Source organism: Pseudomonas sp. Snoq117.2 (assembly GCF_900110545.1).
In the GTDB taxonomy this organism is placed as follows: domain Bacteria; phylum Pseudomonadota; class Gammaproteobacteria; order Pseudomonadales; family Pseudomonadaceae; genus Chryseomonas; species Chryseomonas benzopyrenica.
Window position 1 is genome coordinate 214,048 of the sequence record NZ_FOED01000007.1, and the last position, 17,235, is coordinate 231,282.

Sequence of the window (17,235 nt, forward strand, 5' to 3'; positions counted from 1 at the left end):
TCCAGGACGGAGTTGGCGAGCAGTTGCCGGCAGGTGCGCAAGGCCAACATTGCGAGCCTAGATTACCCTGCTCTCCGGACGTCTTGAATCACTACCGGCGTCGGGACGCCATCACAGCGCCTTGGTTTGCAGACCGTACTAGCTTGGCCACTTTAGGTCTCGGTACAACTGCGTGGACCTGCTGTCTAGTTTTCCTGCACAGCTCGAAATAAACCAGCCTTGACCAGCGATACGGCGATGCAATCCCCGCCTTAGCCAGAACATGCATAAAGCTAGACGATGGCTGTAGCGTTCGTGCAGATCAAGCGCGGTCTTTGCTGCAACATTGGCAGAAGTTGCTCCAAGCAGGCCAGGCAGCGGCGCCAGTTGCCGTCATGCGCCTGCACTAACGCCTCCCGCGACACCCCACACCAGCACTGACGAGGCAATGGTGCGGTCCGTGGCAGCGCAATCCTATCACCACTACAATAGCCACGGCGCCACACGGGAAGCTGGCTGTCGTCATCGTTGCCCTCCCGGTTGCTACTCCAGATACCGACCGTGTGAGCGCAGGACTTTTCAAAGTGTGGCTCTGCACATGCGATAGCCCACCTTACGGTGGAATACCGGACTACGGCTAGTTAGGGTGCTCGTTGTAGGCGAGGCTGTAGGGCACCATCAGCTATCTAAAATATTTATAAGAACAGACAACACCAGAGCAGTTTTAAATTTCTACATCAGACTATTGGCCTCAGAACGGTTGGTAACGCAGCCCCACCTCTTAATGCTAGCTTCGCTCAGGTAACCTATACTCGCCTATCATGAATCGGTTCATTCGACTGCTCACCATCCTAATGCTCATCGTGACGCTTCCACTTAACGGGATGGCGGGCATGGATTCGGCGACTGAACCGTGCCCAATGCAGGCCATGGGCATCGAAATGATGGCGGGTATGGACCATGACTGCTGCCAGGACCGAGACCTGGGTAAGACTGACGATCATGCCCAATCGTGCAAGGTCGGCCAGGAGTGCAGGACTGCCAGTACCGTACAGCTCAGCTTCCTGACGCCTGGGCTGACCTTCGCCAAGCCACGACCTGCTGATACCTATGCCGTAGGCATAGCGACAGGCTCTCTCCCCGATCCATGGCGGCCTCCCCGCGTCTGATTCCCTCTAAATTTCACACAGTCGTTCCGCCTAGCAGCGGAGCGATGGCACGCGCCTAGGCGCTGATCTTTCGAGGAATCATTTTCATGACTCCCCAACGTTTTCAGGGACGGATAACCACGGCCGTCCTGTTAATACTGCTGCCGGCTGTCTCGGCTCAGGCTGCAACGCTGTCGCTGGATGAAGCGCTGCAACTGGCTGAACGCAACGCTCCCTCTCTACAGGCCCGCCAGGAGCAAGCATCAGCTGCGCGCAGCGCAGTCATTCCAGCTGGCGAACTACCCGATCCGCGCCTGAATCTCGGGGTACAAAACCTGCCGATTGAAGGCACCGATCGCTGGAGCATAAATAGAGACTTCATGACCATGCAGGTGGTTGGCCTGTCCCAAGAAGTACCGAACCGGGATAAGCGCAAAGCTCGCATAGAGTCAGCGCGGGCCACCGTCGAGCGAGCCGATGCCGAGGCGATCTTCGAACGCCTGAAGGTTAGGGCGGCAACCGCACAGGCTTGGGTTACTGCGTACACCGTGCAGCGAAAGCTTGAACAGTTCGACGCCTTCTACAAAGAAAACGAGCTGCTGGCTTCCACGGTGCGGGCCCGCCTGGCCGGAGGCGCAGGCTCCACCGCCGATACGCTGGCTCCCAAGCAAGAAGCCGCACAGTTGGACGAGCAGAAAGACATTCTGTTGAGTCAGTCAGCTCAAGCGCGAGCCGCGCTGAAGCGATGGATTGGGCAGGACGCTGAAGTAGGCGCGCCGACGTTCCCTGTCTGGCCTGTAGATGCAGCTCAATACTCGCACTCCGTCCATGCCCATCCGGAGCTCAATACCTACAACGCCATGACACGCGAGGCTCAAGCCCAGGTACACCAGGCTCAGGCGGAAAAGAAATCGGATTGGTCCTGGGGGGTGGATTATCAGCGCCGTGGTCCGGACTTCAGCAATATGGTCAGCCTGCAAGTCAGCTTCCAGTTGCCATTGTTCACCAGCTCACGGCAAGACCCGATGATTGCGGCACGACGCGCACAAGTTCGCCAGTTGGAAGACGAGCAGGACGCTGCCCTGCGCGAGCATCAAGCCCAGCTTGAAACAGACCTTGCCGAGTACCAACGCTTGCAACGGGCAGTGCGGCGCAGTCGCGAAACACTTTTGCCCTTGGCCGAGGACCGGGTACACCTCGCTCTAACGGACTACCGCGCCGGTAAGTCACCGTTGAGTGAAGTGCTGTCGGCACGCCGGCAGCGTGTAGAGGCACTGCTACAGGATGTGGACCTGCAAGGACAGCTGGCGGCAACAGCAGCGCGTCTGCATTTCGTTTATGGAGAGGTACGGGCATGAGGAATAGGTCGATTGGTTTCGTCGTGGCTGCTGCCCTTGCTATTGGGATAGGCGCTGGCTTCTGGCTGAGTGGAAGAGGTGCGTATTCCCCATCGCAGCCATTGGGTGAGCAAAAAGCGCTGTACTGGTATGACCCGATGTATCCCCAGCAGCACTTCCCGGCGCCCGGAAAATCGCCGTTCATGGACATGCCGCTCGTGCCCAAGTATTCGGATGACACGGCAGGCGAGGAGCAGCCCGCGGTTCAGGTCTCGGTAGGGCTCCAGCAAAACCTTGGGATTCGATTGGCAACGGTGACGGCTGGCCGGCTAGAACGGACCCTGAGTGTGAGCGGCGTTCTGACGTTCGACGAACGCGACTTCAGCGTGCTGCAGGCCAGAACTGGCGGTTACGTCGAACGCGTCTATGGCCGAGCGACGGGGGACATCGTTGCCAAAGGCGCTCCGCTAGCCGATGTGCTGACCCCGGAGTGGGTGGGTTTGCAGGAGGAATACCTGGCGCTGCGGCATTCCGGCGACGCGCAGCTGACGGCGGCGGCACGACAGCGGCTCGTGCTCGCCGGCATGCCGGCCGACCTGATCAACCGGGTCGCGAGCACTGGGAAGGTGCATCTCTCGGTCACGCTCTCCGCACCCACTGCCGGTGTAATCCAAGCTCTCGATTTGCGACCCGGAATGACCCTGACGCCGGGGGCTACTTTGGCAACGATCAATGGAGTGGCCAACGTCTGGCTGGAAGCGGCTGTGCCGGAAGCCCAGGCTCAAGGCCTTCGCGAAGGCCAGCCTGTGCAGGCGCAATTGCCAGCGTTCCCTGGCGATCCCATACCAGGCAAGTTGACTGCACTATTGGCCGATGCCGATTTGCAGAGCCGCACGTTGCGCTTGCGTATCGAGTTGCCCAACCGAGATGGGCGGCTTCGTCCTGGGATGACCGCTCAAGTGGCTCTCCATCCCGACGAGTCTGCCGAGCAAAGCCTCTTGGTGCCTGCCGAGGCGGTCATCCGCACCGGCAAGCGAGACCTGGTGATGCTGGCTGAAGACGGTGGTCGATTCCGGCCGGTGGAAGTCGTGTTGGGCCAGGAGAGCAGAGGGAAAGTTGCGGTATTGCAGGGCCTTCAGGCAGGCCAGCGCATTGTCGCGTCCGGGCAATTCCTGTTGGACTCCGACGCTAATTTAAAAGGCATCGAGGCAGCGACGGCGCAGGGTATTCAGCCTAATGCGGGGCCAGCCCTGCATGAAGCGGATGGCCGTGTCGTGCAGATAGACGGCACCCAGCTCACCATTGCCCACGGTCCTTTCATCACCCTGGGTATGCCAGGGATGACCATGACCTTCCCTGTGGCTGATCAGTCTCTCCTTGATGGCCTCAAGGTCGGTGCGCAGATTCGCTTTGGCATACGCGAACGCGACGAGGGCATGGTCGTTGATGAGATCAAAGTGTTGGAGGGCCAACCATGATTGCCAAACTGATCCGCTGGTCGGTAGGCAACCGTGTGCTGGTGCTCCTCGCCACGCTGTTTCTGGTGGCATGGGGCTTCGTCTCGGTGCGTAGTCTGCCAATCGACGCCTTGCCCGACCTGTCGGACGTGCAGGTGATCATCCGCACGTCCTATCCAGGCCAGGCTCCCCAGATCGTTGAGAATCAGGTGACCTATCCGCTGACCACTACCATGCTCTCGGTTCCGGGGGCCAAAACGGTTCGCGGCTTCTCCGCCTTCGGTGACAGCTTCGTCTATGTGCTGTTCGAGGACGGTACCGATCTGTATTGGGCGCGCTCACGGGTGCTTGAGTACCTGAGCCAGGCTCAATCGCGACTACCTGCGGCAGCCAAGCCGGTACTGGGCCCTGACGCCACTGGGGTGGGCTGGATTTATCAGTATGCGTTGGTCGATCGCAACGGCGGCCATGACCTGTCGCAACTGCGCAGCCTGCAGGACTGGTTCCTGCGCTATGAGCTCAAGACCGTGCCGGATGTCGCTGAGGTGGCCACCATCGGCGGTATGGTTAAGCAGTACCAAGTCGTGCTCGATCCGCTGCGTATGGCCAGCCTCGGTATCACCCAGGCTGAGGTGGTGGAGGCTATAGGCAAGGCTAACCAGGAGACCGGTGGCGGTGTACTGGAGCAAGGCGAAGCGGAATTCATGGTACGTGCGGCCGGCTACCTGCGATCGCTGGATGATTTCAGAGCGATACCCCTGCGACTGGCTACCAAGGGCGTGCCGGTGACATTAGGTGACGTCGCTACGGTGCAGATAGGTCCGGAAGCCCGCAGAGGCATAGGCGAACTGGACGGCCTCGGCGAAGCCGTAGGAGGTGTGGTGATCCTGCGCAGCGGGAAGAATGCTCGTGAGGCCATCGCGCACGTCAATGCCAAGCTCGAAACCCTTAAGAAAGCCCTGCCAGCCGGGGTGGAACTTGTCACCGTCTACGACCGCAGCCAGTTGATCGACCGTGCCGTGGAGAACCTCAGTCACAAGCTGATCGAGGAATTCGTGGTAGTGGCGTTGGTATGCGCAGCCTTTCTCTGGCACCTGCGCTCGTCACTGGTGGCTATCGTTTCGCTGCCTGTGGGAATCCTGATAGCGCTGATCGTCATGCGTCATCAGGGCATCAACGCCAACATCATGTCACTCGGTGGTATAGCAATTGCCATCGGCGCGATGGTGGATGCTGCCGTGGTCATGATCGAGAACGCCCACAAACGCGTTGAGGTTTGGCATGCCCGACATCCTGGTCAGCCGTTGCGAGGCGAAGCGCATTGGAGGGTAGTGACGGAGGCGGCCGTCGAGGTAGGGCCGGCACTGTTCTTCAGCCTAATGATCATCACGCTTTCGTTCATCCCGGTGTTCACGCTGCAAGCCCAGGAAGGGCGTCTCTTCGCACCCCTGGCCTTTACCAAGACCTACGCAATGGCAGCGGCGGCTGCGCTATCGGTGACCCTGATTCCGGTGCTGATGGGGTACTGGATCAGAGGGCCACTGCCTGAGGAACAGCGCAACCCGCTCAACCGGGGCCTCATTCGGCTGTATCGTCCGGCATTGGAGGTCGTCCTGCGCCGGCCTCTGGTTACTCTCGCTGGAGCATTGTTCATCCTGCTCAGCAGTCTGTGGCCGTTGAATCATCTCGGGGGCGAGTTCCTTCCTCCGCTCGATGAAGGTGATCTGCTCTACATGCCCTCAGCCTTGCCTGGACTCTCGGCGCAGAAAGCTTCGGAGCTGTTGCAGCGAACGGATCGTCTGATTCGAACCGTTCCCGAAGTGGCCAGTGTCTTTGGTAAAGCCGGCCGCGCCGAGTCCGCTACCGACCCGGCACCGCTGGAGATGTTCGAGACCACCGTTCGGCTCAAGCCCAAGAGTGAGTGGCGTCCAGGAATGACCACGGAGAAACTCATCGAGGAGCTTGATCGCACTGTGCGTGTGCCTGGGCTGACCAACATCTGGATCCCGCCCATTCGCAACCGCATCGATATGCTGGCCACCGGCATCAAGAGCCCGATCGGCGTGAAGGTTGCCGGCAGCGACTTGGCCCAGATAGACCGGGCTACCCTCGCTGTGGAGCGGGCAGCGAAAAAGGTGTCTGGAGTGACTTCGGCGCTGGCAGAGCGTTTGACTGGCGGCCGCTACATTGATCTGGATATCGACCGCCATGCCGCAGCCCGTTACGGCCTGAACATCACCGACGTACAGGCCATTGTCGCAGGCGCCATTGGTGGCGAAACCATCGGGGAAACGGTTGAAGGGTTGGCCCGCTATCCCATCAGCGTGCGCTATCCACGCGAATGGCGTGATTCCGTGGAGGCGTTGCGTCAGCTGCCGATCTACACCTCGCAGGGCGGCCAACTGACCCTCGGCAGCGTGGCCCGTATACGTATCGCTGATGGCCCGCCCATGCTCAAGAGCGAGAATGCTCGTCTCTCGGGCTGGGTATACATCGATGTGCGCGGCCGGGACCTATCGTCTGCTGTCGCAGACATACGTCAGGCGGTCAACAGCGAGGTGAAGCTCGATCCAGGCATGAGCTTGAACTACTCCGGCCAGTTCGAGTACCTGGAGCGGGCGAACGCCCGTCTGGCCTGGGTGGTGCCGGCGACGCTGGCCATTATCTTCGTGCTGCTCTATCTGACCTTTGGGCGCCTCGGTGAGGCGTTGCTCATCATGGGCACGCTACCGTTCGCTTTAACTGGGGGCGTTTGGCTGCTGTACCTGCTGGGCTACAACCTGTCCGTGGCCACAGGCGTTGGTTTCATTGCCCTGGCGGGAGTAGCGGCGGAATTTGGGGTGATCATGCTTATCTACCTGAATAACGCTTGGACTGAGCGTCAGGCCAAAGGCGAAGCCACACGAGCAGCGCTGCTCGACGCGATCCGTGAGGGCGCGGTGCAACGCATCAGACCCAAGGCAATGACGGTGGCGGTCATTGTTGCAGGCCTGCTGCCCATCCTCTGGAGTAGCGGTACCGGCAGCGAGGTCATGAGCCGCATCGCGGTGCCCATGGTGGGCGGCATGCTCACCGCCCCCTTGCTTTCCCTTTTTGTGATTCCTGCGGCGTACTGGCTGATCCATCGCCGTGGACTTGCTGTAACTACCCCCAACATCTCAGGAGAAATTCTATGAAAAAGCTAATCGCCATCGCCGGGCTGGTCACGGCTTTCTCCGCCAGTGTGCACGCCCAGGACATGGACGGTATGGAGATGAAAAAGATGCCAGCTTCTGTCAAGGGTGACCAAGGCAGCCAGGCGGCACCTACTGCGCGTGCTGAGGGGACAATAAAGGCTCTAGATCCTCAAAGCGGGAAAATCACGGTGGCTCACGGCCCGGTAGCAGAGCTGAAATGGCCATCGATGACAATGGCTTCCAAGCTGAGCCTGCACAGTTGAAAAACTTTAATGTAGGCGACAAGGTGACATTCAAATTCCGTATGGAAGGAAATGTCACGAAAATCTTGAGCCTTATTAAGCTGTGACTCTTTAAGCCGCTCCATAGGACTGGGTTATGCCAGCGATGACCAGTCCTATGTCGTTCACGATGTGCAGCAGCACCAGGCGTCCGAGCTCCATTTTTATTAATCGCGCTACTCGAGCCTAAGAAAGGAAGAGGAAATAGACGGCATTGGAGCCTTGTTTCGTATGATGCGCTATAATGTTGGGTGAATCAAGTTGTAGCTAGTTGCCCTATCTCAGAGCTAAAGTTTTCGGTCCCAAGTGACGTTGCGATTAATCTTTCTGCGATAGTCGTTTAATTTGATAATTAATAAGTTGTGTGAGCTTTGTATTGAAAGCCAAAATCGCCGTTGGTGGCTATTAAGTTGGGTTTTTAAATGCGTCATAGATTCTTCACAATCTATGATAGCGTTTATGGTGGGGGTGAATATGATCATCCATGCCGATCATATTTTAATACTTGTCTCCTAAGAAAATAGCGGTGTCTGCAAGGACAAATGCCGGTTGAGTTGCTTTTATGTGGGGAGGGTCAGGCTCGGCTCATGGTGGATTCTAAAAATAAATTAATTTAATGTTACAGGTGAGTGAATTAATTTTTTGCCTGGATTTACCTGCGCGCTTTGCCAGGCCTCGATTTAGGTGCTTATCAGGAATGAAGGTTTGCAATCGTTTTATGGTTAATACCGCAACGCTTCGTTTTGCTACTGCTAACGTGCGCGATTCTGCTGCAAATTCGTACAGCTGGCGAGAGCCAGCCAAGCCGACGTGTTCTTAATGATTATCACGCTTTCAGCGGGTCGGTTAGCAGCCGACCTTTTGCCGTTCAAGATGATCACTTGCCTGAGAAGCTAACTAAAAATTAGGGGTTAAGACGAAGCGTGGCTACGATATTTACACGCGTAGACTTCCAATCACGCTCGAATGGTACGCGGTTTTCGGGATTTGCGCAGCTTAGCGACAATTGCGTCCACCTATGTTTCGATAGCCGTACCCGTGCCAGAAACTCCCACTGCGAGTCAGTGTCGGTTCAGACTAAAAGCTAAGACATGGCAGAGGTTGCGATATATATATCTAACTGTAATTTTGGCCCTGCTGCCTGTAAAACTGGAAGTGTCTTATGTGGAGATGCAAGGTTGACTTGAAGAGGCAGGGCGTTTCTATAAGCGGCCTGAGCACTCAAGAATAGGCAAAGGCTAGTAAGGGTTATGATCGAATTCTAATTTTAATGTTTTTAAGGTGTGCGCTTTTTTAGGAGGTATCTGACATGATTGTAATTTTTGAGTCATTTTGCTGCAAGGTTAATTAGTTAATATGCGATGCGTGATGCAAGAGTTGTCTAGATTTATAGGAGGCAGTATGAAAGCAGTAATTGTTATAATTTTTTTCGTAGGATTTAGCGCTTCTGCTCTAGCGAAGCCAGAGTCTAAGCATGGTAAGACAGGCTCGCCATCTATTGCCGAAGCGGGTCAAGAGAGCATATTTGGTGGGGCAGACGGAAGCACCCGGGTCCCTTTTCAATCAGAAAAGGCGGCTTCAGTTGATGCTCGCTTTCAAAATAATATGAATTAAAAATTAAACAGGAAGGTCCTTCAGTGTTGAAGTTTGAGACGTTTTTGTACACCCATGCTGAAATGGATGGCTAGATATTGTTGAGCAATTTTGGTATTAATTGGTTTCTGTAGTAGTTTAGAGGGTGGTGTGGACTATGGTTGTGGGGCAGGGAGGTCGGGACTATTGCTTTTAGAGGATGTCTGCGTTATCTCGAAATGCGATTAGTAGGCCAATAGCGCGGTCTTTTCGTGCGATATAAAATACAGAGAATTCGCGTCTGAATCTATATTAGAGCTTAGTCCGCAGTAGAGCTGACCTTCGTGCCTCCGTTCTCATATGTCTTCAGGTAATTCGCCTACATTAGCAGAATAAACTTAAGGCGAGGCTAGGTAGAAAATATGATTGATGCGTCTGACGTCAGTACTATTGCGGATAGCGCTGGATGGACACTTGGTGGGTGTATAGCTGTACCCTGGTGATAACGATCTTCTGCTATGGCTACTAATAAATGTTAGTCGCGCTGCTTTGAATTTCTCAAGAAGCATCTACTTATCCATGGCGCTGAGGTGGTGCCCGCTCAGGTTATTGAATGCTATGCTACTACTATTCGTACCGTTAAGATTGAAGCTACAAACTGGATGGTCGAGCGTGGTGTCAGTGATCTAAGCTTTATAAGTCTTCCTGCGTGTCAAGCGTATAACTCGTGCCGCGCGATCTATAGGCTAAATTTCGGTCGAAACCGTTATCCATATTGGCATGCAGTATCCGGATCGCCATTTCAATTACGTTCGTCTTGCTGTCAAAATTCGTGTCCCAGACCTATGAAGCGATAGGTGAATTTGGTAATATTTCGGCCCTTCCGCGCATAAGAAGTTTTAGTATGGCAAATTCCTTCGTTGTGAGATCAATCCTTTGCTTGAACGGACTGTCCTGCTCTTAAGTAAGTCAACCTGAAGATCGCTTGTCTGCATGGTCGTCTGAGCCCAGGCAGTACTGCCCCGACGCAATAGGCTTCGCACGCACGCCAGCAGCTCCGAGAAAGCAAAAGGCTTTATTAGTTAGTCATAAGCTCCCAGTTCAAGTCCTTTCACCGGATCATCCACTCCGTCTCGAGCTGTGAGAAACAACACGGGACGGACTGTCTAGCGTCGCGCATTCTTAATGACGGCACAGCCATCAAGGCCTGGCAATATCACATCTAGGATAAGCAGGTCGTAGGCTTCATTCAGTGCCTAGCTTGGGCCTCGGTACCGGTCATTATCCGATCTACACTAAATTCAGCTTCGATCATGCCCTGCTGCAGATACATGCCGGTCTTGCGTTGGTCTTCCGCCACCAACAGTTTCATGACAGCAACCTCATTTACAAACGTGATTCAGTCTGCTGCCTAACCTTCAGGTATCGTGCCATCTCACACAAATGTAGTTAGCCTATCAGGCGTACGCCAGCCACCAAGGGGTAGTCTTGGTTCAGCTAACTTCCGAGACCTCCACTCCTTGGTTTCTGGCGCCGGCCTAGGCGCCATTTCGTTGCCGAGAAACGTCCGAGTAAAGTCTGAACCGAAGCTAAGTGCGTGGAATCAGGCGAGCTTAGCGGGATAGCCTTTTCCCTGGATCGCCTCGAGCAGGGCCTGCGCTGGATGGCTGCTTTGAACCCGTACGGTGCGGCTTGCTAAGGCCACATCGACCGTTGCGTCACTGTCCAGAGCCATAATCGCTGCGGTGATCGATTTAACACAATGACCGCAATTCATGCCCTGCACGTTGAACTGATACATAGCGAGTCTCCAAAACATGGGGTTGCGTTACTTTCAACGTTGACACAAGGTCAAGGTCAAGCCCCTTCTGTTCTGAAGGATTAGGTGCGGATGAGGTTGACCTTTACATGAGGTCAAGGTTGATCCTCTACCCATTGATAGCGAGGAATCCGTCATGGCTGAATTTAATTTACCCATCCAAGGAATGACCTGTGCCGCCTGTGCCGGTCGCGTGGAGCGTGCGCTGAAGAAAGTGGCGGGCGTACAGGAAGCCAGCGTGAATCTGGCCAGCGAGCAGACCCGCATTCAGGCGCCGGAAGACGCAATGCCGGCTTTACGCGAGGCGGTTACCCGCGCCGGTTACCAAGTCCCGGACGAAATCCTGGTATTAGGCATCACCGGCATGACCTGTGCCAGTTGTGTTAACCGCGTCGAACGAGCTTTACGCCAAGTGCCCGGGGTGGGTGAAGTCAGCGTCAATCTGGCTACTGAACAGGCCCATGTCAATGCCGTGGCAGGCACCTCTGTACAGGCGTTGATTGCCACTGTAAGAGACGCAGGCTACCAAGCGCAACCTCTTACTACCATTGCCCCAGCCGTTGTAGATACTCAACTGGTACAGGAGCGCTGGGCATTGATCGCTGCCATGCTACTGGCCGCTCCGCTCGTGCTGCCCATGCTGCTGCAACCGTTAGGCATTCACGTCATGTTGCCGGTGTGGCTTCAGTTCACTTTGGCGACACCGGTGCAATTCCTGCTCGGTGCCCGTTTTTACCGCGCCGCCTGGAAAGCACTACGGGCGCGCACTGGCAACATGGACCTACTCGTCGCCTTGGGAACCAGCGCGGCTTATGGCTTGAGCGTGTATGAAGCCATAACCGCTATGCCGGGTCATACCCCACACCTGTACCTGGAGGCTGCTGCTGTCGTGATTGGCCTGGTCCGTCTGGGTAAATACCTTGAAAGCCGTGCTAAACGACAGACCGGCGAAGCCATACGTGCGCTTCAGGGGTTGCGGCCCGAACGCGCCCTACGTCTGGACGCTGATGGCCGCGAGCAGGACGTTGCGGTGGCTGACTTACGCCTGGATGAGCGCGTACGGGTCAGGCCCGGCGAGCGTATCCCGGTGGATGGAGTCATCGAGGCGGGCGATAGCCATACAGATGAGGCCCTGATCAGCGGGGAGAGCCGGCCGATGGCCAAAAAAGCCGGCGACAAGGTCATTGGTGGCTCTATCAACGGTGAAGGCACGCTTATCGTCCAGGTCACAGCCCTGGGCGGGGAAAGCGTACTGGCACGGATCATACGTCTGGTTGAAGACGCGCAGGCAGCCAAGGCGCCTATTCAACGCCTGGTAGACAAGGTCAGCGAAATTTTCGTGCCGGTAGTGCTCGGTATTGCCCTGGTAACGCTTGTGGGCTGGCTGCTGGCAGGGAGCGACTGGGAGACGGCGCTGATCAACGCTGTGGCCGTACTGGTCATTGCCTGCCCTTGTGCCTTGGGCTTGGCCACTCCCACCGCAATTATGGCAGGCACTGGCGTTGCCGCACGGCATGGCATCCTGATTAAGGATGCACAAACCTTGGAAGTGGCTCATGCGGTGCAAGCGGTGGCCTTTGACAAGACCGGTACCCTTACCTCAGGGCAGCCCCACCTGGTTCATATGGCGGTAGCTTTGATCCCCGAAGCCGAAGCCTTGTCGCTGGCGGGCCGCCTGCAACGAGGTAGTGAACATCCCTTGGGTAGCGCTGTTCTGACCGCCTGTAGCGAACGCGGCCTTGATATCCCCGTAGCTAACAGCGTCCGTGCGCTGCCTGGTCGCGGCGTCCAAGGCTCTGTCGAAGGCCGGCAACTTGCCTTAGGCAATGGCCGGTTGCTCGAAGAGCTAGGGCTTGATCAAGGCGTATTAGCTGAACAAGCTCGCCAATGGGACGACGAAGGCCGGACCTTGTCCTGGTTGATCGAGCAAGGCGCTGAGCCCAGGGTGCTTGCCCTGCTTGCGTTTGGCGATGCGCTTAAGCCAGGTGCTCAGGAGGCGGTAGCGGCGTTGGCCTCACGTCAAATTAGTAGCCATTTGATTACCGGGGATACCTGGAGCAGTGCCAGGCAGGTCGCCGATCAGGCGGGCATTAAGGACATTCATGCCCAGGTACTGCCGGCGGAAAAGGCGGCCGTCGTTGCAAGTCTCAAGGCGAAGGGCATGCAGGTGGCCATGGTCGGCGATGGTATCAATGATGCGCCCGCCCTGGCGGCTGCTGATGTCGGCATTGCCATGGGCAGCGGTACCGATGTGGCCATGCATGCTGCCGGAATCACACTGCTGCGCAGTGATCCCCGACTTGTACCGGCAGCGCTGGATATTGCGCGGCGCACCTACTATAAAATCCGCCAGAATCTGTTCTGGGCCTTCGTTTATAACGTAATCGGTATTCCACTGGCAGCGTTCGGCCTGCTCGATCCTGTTTTTGCCGGTGCCGCCATGGCTTTTTCAAGCGTAAGTGTAGTGAGCAATGCTTTGCTGCTCAAACGCTGGCAACCGGCATTGGGCAGCACGCTATGAATATCAGCCAAGCTGCACAGGCCAGTGGTCTAACGCCCAAGATGCTGCGCTATTACGAAAGCATTGGTTTGCTTAAACCGGCCATACGAACGGCAAGCGGGTATCGGCAGTACCAGGCTGCTGATCTGGATACCCTAGCTTTTCTCAAACGTGCCCGAGACCTGGGCTTTTCCTTAGAAGAAGTCGGTACCCTACTCGAACTGCAACGCGACCGACACCGCGCCAGTGCCGACGTAAAAGCGCTGGCTAGCGCTCATGTGCAGGACTTGAACTGCAAGATCGAGGAGTTCATCAGCCTACGCGACACGCTGCAGGCCTTGATCGATGAATGCCAGGGCAACGAAGACTCTGCCTGCGCCATCCTTGACTCGTTGGCCGGAGTCAGGGGCAAATCAGTGTAGGTTCAGGCATTGGGAGGCTTCCATCTTTGCATTTGGATATGGCGTATATAAAGCTCCTCCCATTCGGTAGTATTACTCATGGCTCTAGTCATTTGTAACAGGGGCAGGGGGCAACATGGCTCCTAGCAATGCTGTCCTAGCGAATAGTGGCCTAAATTTTAAAACAACAAATGATTGCCGCGCAGGCTCCCTCAGACTATACAATCTGAAACTGAGCTGCGCCAAAACGCGCTATTAGTTCTATGTAAAGAGTGAAGCGAGGCGCGCCGTTAAGCGGATCGGCCATGCTTATATCACCTTGAAAATCGCGACAAGTGATGAGATGGGTGTCGGACGAGATCTTGCGCCACTCTACCTTCTAGCTGCCGTTCGTTAGCAGCGAAGTAGGGGAATGCCTATCGCTTTGGGACCGCTACCTCCGACCACGCTTGCTTTTACTGGCATAGGAGAATTACCCGTGTCAGGCATATCAGTATTGATTAGCTTGGAACCGGAAAGTGGAGTTACATGGTCCCTGATAAATGATGTTCAATTTTCTTGGGGGCAATGCCTTCAGTTCCTTGCGCAGGCGTAGAAGCCATAAGCTTCGGATGTGCTCGATCCACCGCGCTTGCGAGCATGCAAGCAGTAATGGTTGTGGCGATACCGGTAGACTTTAAAGGAGACATGAAACGCACTTTAAAACAGACAAGTACTCGATTAGGAGGTTGCCGGATGGAGGTAAGTGTTATACGCAAATGCGTACGCAGGGGGACCAAGCGGGCTTCACTGTGATCTTCGCCCTCGTCGCCGGCATAAGCGGCAGTATTCCCATATGGCTGGTTCCAAGTCATACCGGTATATGGAGCAACCTAGCAGCGGATTCTGTAGAGAATTCGTCCACCACTTCGCTTTCGGCCAGCCCCGCCCCCATATCCCTCTACGCGTCATTCTTTCCGTATAGATTGACAATACGGTGTGTTGCTAGATGGGCCGATTTGTCAGGAGAACGTCGTAGTGCCTTCAAAGCGCAATGCTGTTTGCCCGCTTTTGTCAATAAAGGCTGTGGCTTCAGCTCCAAAGTTATACGACGCCAGGCCCCGAAGACCAAATGCTGCCCAGATCTGCGGTTTACCCGGCTTTAAGTCCTAGCAAATGCCCGTAACAACATCTTACTAGATTTTAACAGTATGCCCATACAGGGCCTGTACCTTTGCCTCTTCAGTCTTGCCGTTAAGGTCCTCGCCTTCCGCACGGGCCCTAAGCCTGTTGATGTCATTACCAGTCACGCCGATGACATCTTATCTAAACGCGCTTGCATTGTCAGCGTCTTGCCGCTTAAGTTCATTGAGCAAAGCTATTATTTGCTTAATCGATTCATTATTCGGCTATGGTTCATACCTTGCCTTCGAATATGATCCATTCGCTGAATCGCATCGCATTGCCTGTTATGGCTAGGCACGTGAGACCGCCGTCATTAAAGAAGATATTGCAATGTGGATCCCGCGATCACATTTCTGTAAGCTCGGTCAAGCATACAACCATAGCTTTGGAGCCAGCTCCTTATGGTAGCGCCCTTGTAAGCTATTTATGCTTCATGACATCTTATAGTAGTGCCGCGACCTTCGGTCAGGCTGGATTTCGTAGTTCACCAGCATTCTGGTGAGCAGGCGCTGAGGGATTGCATGTAAGTCTTGGCTTTTATTGGCAGATCCTAGATCAGTTGGGCGTTTACACCGCTGCTATACGTGAATACTGATCTCCAGTCTTTCATGCGGTTGTTGCTCCGAATAATTTTTGACGATTGACACTACATTAAGGGTCGAAAAGAGGGGTGTCCAACCTTACAAGAATGTAATCTAAGAGTTGGACAAGGCACTTTTTGTCGACTAGTCTATCTTAGACGTAGAGTGCTACGTTCTTGCCGAAGGATTGGCCCTTTTCTGTACTATGATATGAGGTGTGCTATGACAAAACATCGTTTGGCGGGTGTATCTATGGCGGGTCTTGTTTTTTTATTTTCTGCGCAGTTGTCATTTGCGGATAATAATAGCGCTCATGCTGCATTCACAGATAAAGGCAGATCAGAAAGCGTAGAGTCGTCTGTAAGGGTTAATGGAGCATCCGAAGGTTACAAACAAGCGATGCAGAAAATGGATCAGGGAATGATGAGAAGCATGAGTGCAGATCCGTCGGCAACTTGGGCAAGAATGATGGTCGAGCATCATAAAGGTGCGATTGAAATGTCAAATGTTGTTCTTAAGTACACTAGCGATCCTGTTATAAGGGAAATGGCGGAAAGAAACATAGCAGAGCAGAACAAAAGCATTAATGAGCTCAACTTATGGATTAATAAGTAGCTATTTCTTTTGTGTCTTGTTTGGCGATTAAGTGATAGTAAGTATTCTGCCGGCGTACGCATCTGTCTTGGCAGGGGGGCGAGGTGACAATCATCGTCTTGATGCCATTTGCTTGCTAATGCTTCATCCGGTCGCCTGCTTAATTAGCGATGGCTATCTGCCAATGGTAGTCATCGCTATTAGTTTTTCTCTTGGTCTATTTGCAGTACTGTAAATATTGTCGACTGGGCGACAGCCAGACCATATGTGATCTTGTCACGTACTTTGCGCCAGCCATGCTCGAATATTTCGGCACGGAGGTTTTACCAATGTTTTTTTGTGGAGGGCGCAACATGTGCGTATAGCGCTTTCGCTATTCCTCGTTATCGATATTTTTATCTACACGCTGCACCAATTAGATTTTTTCCCTTCATCTCTGCAAATAAGCTTGCCTAGCGATACTATGGTTCAATGCCTAACAATCGTTGCTGATTGGGGCATATCGAGATAGCGATATGGCCTTTGCAAATTGCAATTTGCAATTTGTGTATTCAAAATGGATTATGCATACCGTTCACATTTAGTTTCAGTGCAACAGGGTCTATTGCCTAGGCCTATCCTCGTCTCTACACTTCACCATGGCTCGCGCTTGAATCTCTTCCAGGTGTGACGGGAGATGAAGTGCACAGAGTGCCTCAGGCTAGCTGTGACAGGTCGATTATATCGAGCATGATTTAACTAGTGCTTAGCGAATATCAGTACTATCATTTTGCTCTAAATTAAGATCAGTCAGTGGGGGCTTGGCCTCCGTTGAGGAGCGCTAATTTTATTAGCTTTCCCATGATGTTTGCTTCCTTTTTATAATGGCCGAGGGCTTCATGCGTCCCGTTTGGGGTGATCATCATGCGCATCTACCGGCCGAGCACCCGCAGCTGATTCACCGTATTCAACGATTGGGATTCGCTACTGACCTGCATGACAGTAGGCGTCTCGCCGTGATTAAAGTGCTGTCTACTTGAAAAAGTACTTCCTCCAGCACCAGGCTGATTATGATCACGGCGGTGAAGATAGCCGTTGCATCACGGACGAAGCTACAGATCATAGCGGGACTACTGCATCTCCTACTGTGCTCGAGCCAACCCCAACTGTTGTGGCTACCATATCTCCCGGACCAGAGTAGGACGAAGATCGATGCAGCAATTAGCATGACGCGCTCTCGGCCGTAC

The 17,235-nt window shown here is 54.5% G+C and carries 10 protein-coding genes and 3 pseudogenes; 8 read left to right on the forward strand and 5 right to left on the reverse strand.

Annotated elements, in window-relative coordinates; translation table 11 throughout:
* Positions 1 to 830: 830 nt before the first annotated feature.
* On the reverse strand, positions 831 to 983 hold the full coding sequence (locus BMZ43_RS27085) for a hypothetical protein (protein WP_177344828.1): 153 nt from the start codon (positions 981 to 983) through the stop codon (positions 831 to 833).
* A 251-nt stretch (positions 984 to 1,234) separates the two neighbouring features.
* Between BMZ43_RS27085 and BMZ43_RS18475 the strand changes: the two genes are divergently transcribed.
* From BMZ43_RS18475 to BMZ43_RS26145, 5 genes are all read left to right on the forward strand, one after another.
* Positions 1,235 to 2,485: a TolC family protein gene (locus BMZ43_RS18475; RefSeq protein WP_093255586.1), complete on the forward strand. Its 1,251-nt coding sequence runs from the start codon at positions 1,235 to 1,237 to the stop codon at positions 2,483 to 2,485.
* Positions 2,482 to 3,942 carry an efflux RND transporter periplasmic adaptor subunit gene (locus tag BMZ43_RS18480; RefSeq protein WP_093255589.1) on the forward strand — a complete coding sequence of 487 codons (1,461 nt, stop codon included), beginning with the start codon at positions 2,482 to 2,484 and terminating at the stop codon, positions 3,940 to 3,942. Before BMZ43_RS18475 ends, BMZ43_RS18480 begins: the two co-directional genes overlap by 4 nt.
* A complete protein-coding gene (locus tag BMZ43_RS18485; RefSeq protein WP_093255593.1) occupies positions 3,939 to 7,097 on the forward strand; it encodes an efflux RND transporter permease subunit in 3,159 nt (1,052 codons plus the stop codon). Before BMZ43_RS18480 ends, BMZ43_RS18485 begins: the two co-directional genes overlap by 4 nt.
* On the forward strand, positions 7,094 to 7,360 hold the full coding sequence (locus tag BMZ43_RS18490; protein WP_256563025.1) for a copper-binding protein: 267 nt from the start codon (positions 7,094 to 7,096) through the stop codon (positions 7,358 to 7,360). The genes BMZ43_RS18485 and BMZ43_RS18490 overlap by 4 nt, the downstream gene beginning before the upstream one ends.
* 1,419 nt (positions 7,361 to 8,779) lie before the next feature.
* Positions 8,780 to 8,992, forward strand: coding sequence for a hypothetical protein (locus BMZ43_RS26145; RefSeq protein ID WP_143075282.1), 213 nt, complete (start codon positions 8,780 to 8,782; stop codon positions 8,990 to 8,992).
* Positions 8,993 to 9,643: 651 nt separating this feature from the next.
* Here BMZ43_RS26145 and BMZ43_RS18495 read toward each other — a convergent pair.
* Together BMZ43_RS18495 and BMZ43_RS18500 are read right to left on the reverse strand one after the other, a co-directional pair.
* A pseudogene (locus BMZ43_RS18495) lies at positions 9,644 to 10,322 on the reverse strand (response regulator).
* Positions 10,323 to 10,553: 231 nt separating this feature from the next.
* Entirely contained in the window at positions 10,554 to 10,751 is a 198-nt protein-coding gene (locus tag BMZ43_RS18500; protein ID WP_093255596.1) for a heavy-metal-associated domain-containing protein, read from the reverse strand.
* A gap of 154 nt (positions 10,752 to 10,905) precedes the next feature.
* Here BMZ43_RS18500 and BMZ43_RS18505 point away from each other — a divergent pair, with 154 nt between their 5' ends.
* Both BMZ43_RS18505 and cueR read left to right on the forward strand, forming a co-directional pair.
* A complete protein-coding gene (locus tag BMZ43_RS18505; protein WP_093255600.1) occupies positions 10,906 to 13,290 on the forward strand; it encodes a heavy metal translocating P-type ATPase in 2,385 nt (794 codons plus the stop codon).
* Positions 13,287 to 13,691: a Cu(I)-responsive transcriptional regulator gene (gene cueR / locus BMZ43_RS18510; protein ID WP_093255607.1), complete on the forward strand. Its 405-nt coding sequence runs from the start codon at positions 13,287 to 13,289 to the stop codon at positions 13,689 to 13,691. The genes BMZ43_RS18505 and cueR overlap by 4 nt, the downstream gene beginning before the upstream one ends.
* 361 nt (positions 13,692 to 14,052) lie before the next feature.
* On the opposite strand, the pseudogene BMZ43_RS26950 reads toward cueR, so the two are convergent.
* Both BMZ43_RS26950 and BMZ43_RS27475 read right to left on the reverse strand, forming a co-directional pair.
* Positions 14,053 to 14,359, reverse strand: a pseudogene (locus tag BMZ43_RS26950) (copper resistance protein CopC); the annotation flags it as partial.
* A gap of 312 nt (positions 14,360 to 14,671) precedes the next feature.
* A pseudogene (locus BMZ43_RS27475) lies at positions 14,672 to 14,959 on the reverse strand (copper resistance protein B).
* Positions 14,960 to 15,637: 678 nt separating this feature from the next.
* Between BMZ43_RS27475 and BMZ43_RS18520 the strand changes: the two are divergent.
* A complete protein-coding gene (locus BMZ43_RS18520; RefSeq protein ID WP_093255611.1) occupies positions 15,638 to 16,030 on the forward strand; it encodes a DUF305 domain-containing protein in 393 nt (130 codons plus the stop codon).
* The last annotated feature ends 1,205 nt before the right edge of the window (positions 16,031 to 17,235 follow it).